Genomic DNA, 8,515 nt, shown 5'->3' with positions numbered 1-8,515 from the left:
AGAAGCTTGTTATCACTTATGAAGGATATGGCGAGCTATTACACCCGGAACATCAAATCTTTGCATAAAAAATAAATCACACTTTTAACGTTCCGCCATTATACAGAGTAGTATCCTAATCGCTATGTGCACTTGTATTCAATCGTCAACGCAAGATACTCAGCCATTGGTGTGTAGGTGCCTAATAGTGCCTTTCCAGCTGGACACTTTGGATGACTCTGCTTCGTTCAGCCGTGATATTTGTAGCCAGACAGAGGGCTTGCCAGTTTCCGTTCTCTCCTAATAGCGTATCCTGAACTTCCACCAGCATCCCCGGCTCAATTAACCCGGGTGCTGTGTTGGTATCCGTCAATGGCAGCTCAATGCTGGTTATGCTCTGGTGTCCACCCTTGGCCAGCTCATTTCGGCCACGCTCGGTATTGACCTGCGTTTCAGTGAGCCAGTCTTCCAGAATATCTGGAGCCGGGTTATCGCCATTGGTTCCTGCTCGTTTAACGTTGACCGCCACTCCCGCATTGGTACCCGAAACATAGACCGCATTGTAAGCCTGTTCTGGTCGCCAGTTGGCGCTCAAACTGATAACCATACTGGCCGGAACTATTCTGTCCATGGTGGCAGTATTCCATGCCCAGGGACTTGCCGAGTATCTTGGTTGAATGCTCACCTGGTCGGCATCACGGCTTGGAATGATCACCGATCCAGCGGTAACAGCGACCTTAGCCACTACTTGCATTGCTGTCTGATTCTGATAGCTGAATGAGCCAGCAGGCATAATCCAATCCGGTGTGCTGTAGTCGTTCAGGTCAGGATAGGTTGCAGTGAATCCGGTATTCGCCAGTTCTTCACTAATGGCCTGCTTTGCATTGAGATTATTAGTGTTGCTCTTACTCCTACCCGGAGCATAAGGCGCTGCCAGCAGTTGGGTTCGGCTGCTGCCATAGAGGGTGTAACGCTCATCCCCGAACCGTCTGTTTGTGCTGTAACGCTCAATAATGAAGATCCATTTCCAGCCGTTGATATCCACCTCGATCTGCTTCGGACCGTTCTCGTCCGGTTCCACCAGTGCGATATTGGAAGCCCCCCAAAGCTCTCCGGTAAAGCTCCATGAGAAGCTATCAATATCCAGACTGATTTCCATTGAGGGCAGTTCGAGCGGTGTCCGGGCAGGCAATACGACAGTGGTGATAACGTTCATAAGCAGATAACTCTCCCTGATCTCTGGCTGCTCTGGCTCAGGCTTTTCCACAATGTCCGGGTCTGTCTCGCCGCCATAGTTGCCGGTTACGGTTTCATCCTTGGCTTTCTGACCGAAACCCCACGGCAGGATAACCGGCTGATCCTCGGCTCGGTTGCTCTGGAAGGTAAAGCGCCTTTTGCTATCAATGGGGACAGCAGCGGGTTCTTCGTCAAAGGCACCAATCTGGAAAAACACCGAGCCGTTAGCCTGTGGCTCATACTCCCGATCCTGAAAGGTAAAGTTCAGCGGTTGCTGTGGGTGAATATAGTCAGGGCTTTTCCATTTTTTTGCGCCGTATAGATCAACCGACTGCATGCCTTCGGATACATTGCTATCCCGCTCCGGTGGATGATTCCAAGGGGAGGCCTGTTGCTGATCCTGCGCTTGAATGCTTTTATCCCATGCACTTTGTTTGCCGCTTTCCTTGGGTTCTGGCTGTTGCCAACGGTCGCCGGTTGTCGCTTCTTTCTTCTGGCTCTGGCCATGACGAAAACTGACCATGACTTCCTTTTTTGCCACCGCTCCCCAAAACAGGCCAAACTGTGAGGCTTCCAGAGGCTTTGCCTGTTGGCTAGTTTGCCTCCGGGTAGTGCTAACAGGGCGACTGACGGAATAGCTCGCAGAAAAGCCCTGCTGCCGACTGACCGCCCCTTGCCATTGGCCTTCGTAATGGCGAACCAATCCGGGAGGCGGAGCAAAATAAATAAGCCCCTTTCCATCAAAAGAAAAGTCAGCAATAGCCGACGATGACACGGCATAGGGAGCGCCGGTCAGCCGAAACTCTGCGCTGTCGGTGGGAACCGCATAACTCATAGTGTGGGTTCTGCTTTGATAGGACCGTGAGCCAATGGGCGATAGAAAGGAATCGCCCGGAGGGTAATATCCCCTTCAATGGTTCGGGTGTGGGTAGTACCGGTATCAATCCACCACTCCGGTTCGGTGGCTGGCAAGGTGCCGCCAATCTCGACCCGGTAAACATGACCATTGGGAACGGTTGGATGAATCAGATCACCTTGAACCACGCTGGCGGTTGCAGTGAAAGGCACACCGTATTCGTCTATCGCCAGTACAAAGGTATCGCCCCCTTCGGTCAGTACTTCCAGCGTATAACTGCCGGTTTCTGCATTACTGGTGGTATTACCTGTTACTGACCATGAGCCATCGGGCTTATGCTCAATGGCCACCAGTTGCCTCGCTGTGGGTTCGGCCTGATTGTCCAGCACTCGCTCTACTTTGCCGGTTATGGTGGCAGGATCACCCGATGGTGCACCGCCGCCTCCGCTGGTGCTGATGGCTATATCGTGAACTATCGCTTTGTCCGGTTTAATTAATTCACTGCTGTAAATTCGACCATCCTTAAAAATTAACAAACTAAAAGACGGTAAGCTGGGATATTCAGGTAAATATCGGGCTGTATAATTCCCGTTAGCAATAGAACCACCAAAGATGTACTTGGCTGCATTTTCTTTTACTAAAATAAAACTCCCAATATACGGAAGCCCATCAACTTTTAGATTGAATTTTAAAGTGTGTTGATAGGGTAAGTCAGATTTTGGATAGATGGTAATAAAATCAGCAATCATTACCACTCCCCCGTTAATTGTATATACACTTCCATAGGAGAGTAATAATCATCGGCTCTGTTAAGGTCTTTGGAAAAAGCAAAAAACTGTTCACCGAAAGCATCTAATTTTACCAACCAATTTCTACTCTCTGCTGTACTTGAATAACCACTGGTTATCCACGGATAAATGTTATAAACCCCACGCAGTTGAAAAATATAATTTTGCTGCAATACAAAAAACCATGGAGCTTTTATTCTTGTATTATTTGTGAAAACTTCGGGTGTTCTGATTTGATACTCACTTTTGTTGCTAAAATAAGACGTTGACTCGCAAGACAACATAAACCAAAAACAATCCGCTGCTGCCCACTCTTCACCGGGAACTTGTGTGACTGGTCGTCTGGTTTTAGTTATAGCTGTATGACTAGCAGAAAACCCCATAACTCCGGGAGCATAAACAGAACCAGCAGCTTCAACATCATCTATTTTTCCAGTGTAAGAGCCGGGTCCAAGGATACACCAAGGTTTCGGATAATTGCCGTTAGGGTCATCCATATCCCCCGCATAAATAACGCCCGGATAATACATATCCCAATAATCATGTCTCACATTTTGTGAGTAAGTATCTGAAAGAATTAAAATCATAGTTCTTTCATCACCAACTGCATACCATGTAACAGGGTAGCCAGCTCGGGCAGGCATAGTTGATATGACATCGCTGTAATGCTCATAATCCTCTGGAGAATTAACAACATCGGCAATCTGCAGCATGAACCCGTTTTGCCTTACTATATGACTCTGAACAATCAGATTCATATTTTCATCGGCGGTTGATTGATTCTGATAGACGGTCCGATCACTGTCTTCAATTTCCGATGTCATTAGTTTTGTCCATCCCATTCCGGGCTTTGAGCCATAACCGGTAATCAGAATTGCATCGAAAATTTCAATAATATTGCACTGCCAATTATTACTCCCACTCCGGGTTGTTTGAATCTGTGGCGCACCCGCATCTTCCGATGAGTAAAATGTAACGGCCATTAGTCAGCATCCCCCCGAATCTGTAAAGTAAAGTCGTCATTGGTTTCGGTGCCTTGTCCTGAAAGCACTGTCCGGCAAATCCAGATAGGTGCAAGGCATCCATCAGTGTTAAACCGGATAGCATTACCCGTTGACCAGCCACTCCCCCAGCCATCCGCTTTCAATGTGAAATAGGGAACGCCAGCCTCTGGATTGATGGGAGCGGTATCCGTTGTGGTGCTGCCGGTTTCTATGATCCCGAGCTTTTCCTCTACTACCTGAAAGGCTGTGCTGTTGGTGAATATGATCGACCACTTGCCGTATATGGCTCCCTTGTTGGTCACTTCCATCGGATAGTTGATGGTGTTGAACTGTGCTGTGGTCTGGTCTCCTATCCGGTTATCCGTCCAGTTGGGTATGCCGTTATCCCATACCTTCTGGCTGAAGAAGTTTTTTACCCTCGCCTGAAGGTCGCCATAAACGACAGCACTACTCACTGTGGTTTCTGATGCCGGTAAATCCCAAGGCACCGGGGAGATAACGGACAGGTCGCCATTGATCTGAACGTCGCTCAGAACGCTCATGTGTTCCACCCGATCCTTAACCGTAAAGGGTGCGGTAAGAGGGGTGCTGCCAGCATCAATCAGGCTCAACGGATCGGCAAAGGTAATAGAACCCGCTTCTCTATCGACGGTGTATTGATCGCTGGCCAGCAGAGCCCCGTTACTATCTTCCACCACAATTTCAGCCTGATGGTCACGTATCAGGTTCATCACCTGACCGGCTGTTGGCGTACCTGCATCGGTTTCCGAGGTATGGCTGATGACCACAATATCCCCGGCACGATAGATAGGAACCCGACCATCAGGAGGCAAGCGCACCGGATCAAGGCCGATCAATTCAGCATCGAGCGGCAGGCTGGTTTCGACCACGCAGTTGTAACGGATGCTTTGCGGGATAACGAAGATTGGATCAGTTCTATCAGTGAACTGAAGCTCACACCAGCCTGTGGTTACGTCTATTTTTCCGACCACTTCTGCCGTATTGAACTCGCCGTTAAAATCCGCCGTTGCCGTGATAATGTCCCCGTTATCCACCCGAACCGCTGTCAGCTGCAAACTGCCCTGACGGATCGGAGCTCCGGGCGTTCGGAAGGCAACCGCATCGATCTTAAAACCAACGCCGATAGTGGCCGCTGCTTGAATGGTGGCGGTGCTGACCGATCCCTCTGGATAGCTCGCCAGTGTCGCCATACCGCCGCTGTAGTCAACCCTGCCTACCTGAACCCCGGCATTGGTTTCAGTGCTCAGGTTTTTATAGAGAGAACCGTCCCGGTCAAAGTAGGTTTCACCGTTCCATTCAAAGACCACGCTGCCGGGGAGCAGGACGGTATTGTCCATCAAGGGCAACAGATCAATGGTCAGTTCTGGCGAGGTAATGTTTTCGTTATAGGGTGCATGGGCGAGATTGCTCGCCTGTGCAATGGCGGTAATGGTGCTGCCGTTGAAGGTTTGGGTTTTGGCAGTGTTGGTCACGTCCAGCTTTCGAACGTAACCATTAAACGTCTGCTTGATGACGTATTCAGGATAGGTGTACTGCTCCAACGCCAGAATGGTAAACGCCCCGGTCTGGTAATCAATGCTGCCTGTTACTCCACGCCAGCCACCCGTTGTATCGTCGCTGATCTGTTTAGCGACGTTCCGGGTTGTCTCGTAGGTTGTCCAGTCATCCTCGTTTCTGGTTTCACTCGGCACGTTGGATAACTGCTCGACCAGAAATTGCAGCTGGATAGAACCTGGGAGCAAGGGCGCACCGGGAATGGTGCCACTCATTACGCCCTGACCATCCACCGAGACAATCACCTCGCCACCGGCACTGGTGCCTTCCTCATAGATCAGTTGAATCTCGGTGCCGCTGTCCGGCAGGAAATCCAGCTTAAAGCTCAATTCGCCCGGAGCGTAGTGGATGGCACCGTTACCGTCACCAGTGAGAAGCCCGTTGGCCTGATCGTTCAGGGTTTTATTCTCACCGGAGGAAACATACGTTACCTTCATCGAGCCGGGTTTAATGCCGGGTTTCTCGACGGTATGGCGAAAGGTCATATCATCCACTGGCACCGAGCCGGTTCTGATTGTCACCTCATCATCATTCTGCGCCACATAGCTAAAGACAATGGCACTGTCAGGATCGGGCAGCGCATCGAGGGTGATTGCAGCCGATCCCGTTGCAAAGATAATGGTTCCCGAACCTGAGCCGGTCATCTGGCCTGCGCCAGTGTCTCTTATATCCTGCCATTTCCCGAGGGCGATATAGCTGACCACCAAGGTTCCCGGCCTTGGTTTGGCCTCGGCCATATTCAGGGTGTAATTGAAGCCCCGGCTCTGGTTGGTGATCGGGATAACCCCACTGATCGCAGCCCCGATAATCGCCACGGCTGGCTGATAAGTAGCGTTGGCGGTGGCCGTGGTATAGCTGCTCGCTCGCCAGACATTAACCTCCCCGAGGTCATAATCCACGGTCAATTTGCTGAAATTATTGGTCCCGCTTTTATGAAGCAGATGACCCGCACCGTCATCTTCAAAGGTGCCGCCATCGAGCGACAGAGAAAGCGTTTTAGGCAGAACGCCACGCTGGACATAGGTTCTGCTTTGATTGCCGGTAATGTGCACAAAACGGCAGCTGACCGAACGGGTAGTGTCAGCCGTGGCCACCATCGTTTTGCCGGTATAGCCACCGTATTGATCCAGCAAGGGGCTTTCGACCTTGGCACTCGGCACCAATGGCGCATAAACACTTTCAGCCTTAACCGTTAAGTCGCCAGCGGTAATGTTGGCACTCACTGGCTGAATGCCATAATAACGGGAGGTATCGGCTATCTGTGTGCCATGAATCAGGCTGGTTTCTTCCTCTGGCTCACCGGGGACCGGCTGCGCTCCGGTAAAGGTGGTTATCAGTGGCGCACTGATCTCCATTTCCACCTTGCGCCGGTTAAAATCCACATACTCTGAACCGTTATGATAGGTAAAAGTGACCACCGAATGATCAATGGCAGTAATACGGATAAACTGACTGGTTAGCCCATCGGGAGTGGTGAGCTTATAGACTTCACCAATTTCAGGAACCGCCCATTCCTCACGCTGATAGCCAACAATGGCACGTTGGCCTTCCAGCTGATCGCCCACCAACTCCCACGATGCTTTAATTCCGGGGACGACATAACTCTCGATTCTGTCTCTGGCATCCAAACGCTCATCGGTTTGACTGTCAGTATTGAACAGCAACACCGAGACATTCTTATCCTTAGGAGGCTCGGTCAGGATCAAATGACTGCCGAGGTAAATGTCATTGTTATCGGTGCTGATCCCAATAAACGCCTTACGCAAGGCAACATCACCAATGGTTCGGTCGATCCGGGAAATATCCTGAAAGAGATTATTGACGTTGCCATCAATAACCTCACTACCAGTGACCCGGCCACCACCGTCTTCCTCATCCGTGAGGCGTTGGCTTTCGTAGAGTTTTACATCGCTGTTAGTAATAGCCATAGCAAATCCTTATGCTTGGTTGACATACATGGAGAATGAGTTGTGAAAGGGAGGAACTTTTATAAGAAGGCGTAGTCTTAAGCTGTAATTCAATAATTCAATAATTCAATAATTCAATGGCTGATCCATATTTTAACCCTCACCCCTCGTATGCTTATTATCAGGATGCGCATAAATCTGATACGTGGATCAGTGGTTCCGTTCTGAATGACTTTCCACAGCAGAGTGGAGTAGCGTTCGGACTGCAAGTTCAACAAGCTGCACCAAACAATCAGTTAAACACCTTGATTGCAGATGGTGAACAATTCCATAACCAATTCAACAAGTCCCTTTTTAATCAAGTGCGGGTTATTAATCATCAAGAACCTGAGCAAACCGAGCCATTAGACTTATCAGCTAACCCCAAGGTGCAACAAACCAACGAAAGTGCTCAATTTCATACCGGTCAATTAGAATTAAGATTTGATCATTGGAGCATGGCCGATGAAGCGAGTTCTCAGTCATGCTCTAATCGTGCTCCACTTACTTCAACGTTAAAAGATACTTCTGGAAATAGTTCTTTAGGTGTAGAGCAATCGACCCCGCATAGCTCACTAGTTGTTGATAACGATCTCCATCAACCTTTACAAATTCCTAATCAAGGCAGCATTGGTATTCCCTCTGAATCTTCAGTACCGATGGCAATTATTAGTCCATTAAATATTGAACTCCAACAAAATAAATCTCCTGAGATTCAAGCGGAAGAAGTTATTGATGAAAATTATTCACATATTGAGCGCCAAAGGGAGCGCAATAGGGAGCGCAATAGGGAGCGCTACCAGACAGATCCCGCTTACGCCGAGCGCAAAAGGGAGCGCCAAAGGGAGCGCTACCAGACAGATCCCGCTTACGCCGAGCGCAAAAGGGAGCGCCAAAGGGAGCGCTACCAGACAGATCCCGCTTACGCCGAGCGCAAAAGGGAGCGCCAAAGGGAGCGCTACCAGACAGATCCCGCTTACGCCGAGCGCGAAAGGGAGCGCAAAAGGGAGCGCTACCAGACAGATCCCGCTTACGCCGAGCGCAAAAGGGAGCGCCAAAGGGAGCGCTACCAGACAGATCCCGCTTACGCCGAGCGCAAAAGGGAGCGCCAAAGGGAGCGCTACCAGACAG

The 8,515-nt window shown here is 49.9% G+C and carries 5 protein-coding genes; 1 reads left to right on the top strand and 4 read right to left on the bottom strand.

What is annotated here, in order from left to right:
• Positions 1-181 precede the first annotated feature (181 nt).
• From AK963_RS22100 to AK963_RS22085, 4 genes are read right to left on the bottom strand one after another with little or no spacing between them, the layout of a single operon-like run.
• Positions 182-2,050, bottom strand: a complete 1,869-nt coding sequence (locus tag AK963_RS22100) for a hypothetical protein (protein ID WP_066017588.1) — start codon at positions 2,048-2,050, stop codon at positions 182-184.
• Positions 2,047-2,820: a hypothetical protein gene (locus tag AK963_RS22095; protein ID WP_066017587.1), complete on the bottom strand. Its 774-nt coding sequence runs from the start codon at positions 2,818-2,820 to the stop codon at positions 2,047-2,049. The genes AK963_RS22100 and AK963_RS22095 overlap by 4 nt, the downstream gene beginning before the upstream one ends.
• Positions 2,820-3,842: a hypothetical protein gene (locus tag AK963_RS22090; protein ID WP_066017586.1), complete on the bottom strand. Its 1,023-nt coding sequence runs from the start codon at positions 3,840-3,842 to the stop codon at positions 2,820-2,822. The genes AK963_RS22095 and AK963_RS22090 overlap by 1 nt, the downstream gene beginning before the upstream one ends.
• Positions 3,842-7,366 (bottom strand): hypothetical protein, encoded by a 3,525-nt coding sequence (locus AK963_RS22085; RefSeq protein WP_066017585.1) that lies wholly within the window; start codon positions 7,364-7,366, stop codon positions 3,842-3,844. Before AK963_RS22085 ends, AK963_RS22090 begins: the two co-directional genes overlap by 1 nt.
• Before the next feature lie 116 nt (positions 7,367-7,482).
• On the opposite strand from AK963_RS22085, the gene AK963_RS22080 reads away from it, so the two are divergent.
• A partial coding sequence (locus AK963_RS22080; RefSeq protein ID WP_202969828.1) for a hypothetical protein occupies positions 7,483-8,515 on the top strand: 1,033 nt, incomplete at its 3' end.

It is taken from the genome of Endozoicomonas atrinae, assembly GCF_001647025.1.
GTDB lineage: Bacteria > Pseudomonadota > Gammaproteobacteria > Pseudomonadales > Endozoicomonadaceae > Endozoicomonas > Endozoicomonas atrinae.
Note: the sequence above shows the minus strand (reverse complement) of the source record. Positions and strands in the feature narration are given on the sequence as shown.

Coding starts and splice junctions, on each gene's coding strand:
- AK963_RS22095 (WP_066017587.1), bottom strand. CDS start 2,820: ATGATTGCTGATTTTATTACCATCTATCCAAAATCTGACTTACCCTAT.
- AK963_RS22100 (WP_066017588.1), bottom strand. CDS start 2,050: ATGAGTTATGCGGTTCCCACCGACAGCGCAGAGTTTCGGCTGACCGGC.
- AK963_RS22085 (WP_066017585.1), bottom strand. CDS start 7,366: ATGGCTATTACTAACAGCGATGTAAAACTCTACGAAAGCCAACGCCTC.
- AK963_RS22090 (WP_066017586.1), bottom strand. CDS start 3,842: ATGGCCGTTACATTTTACTCATCGGAAGATGCGGGTGCGCCACAGATT.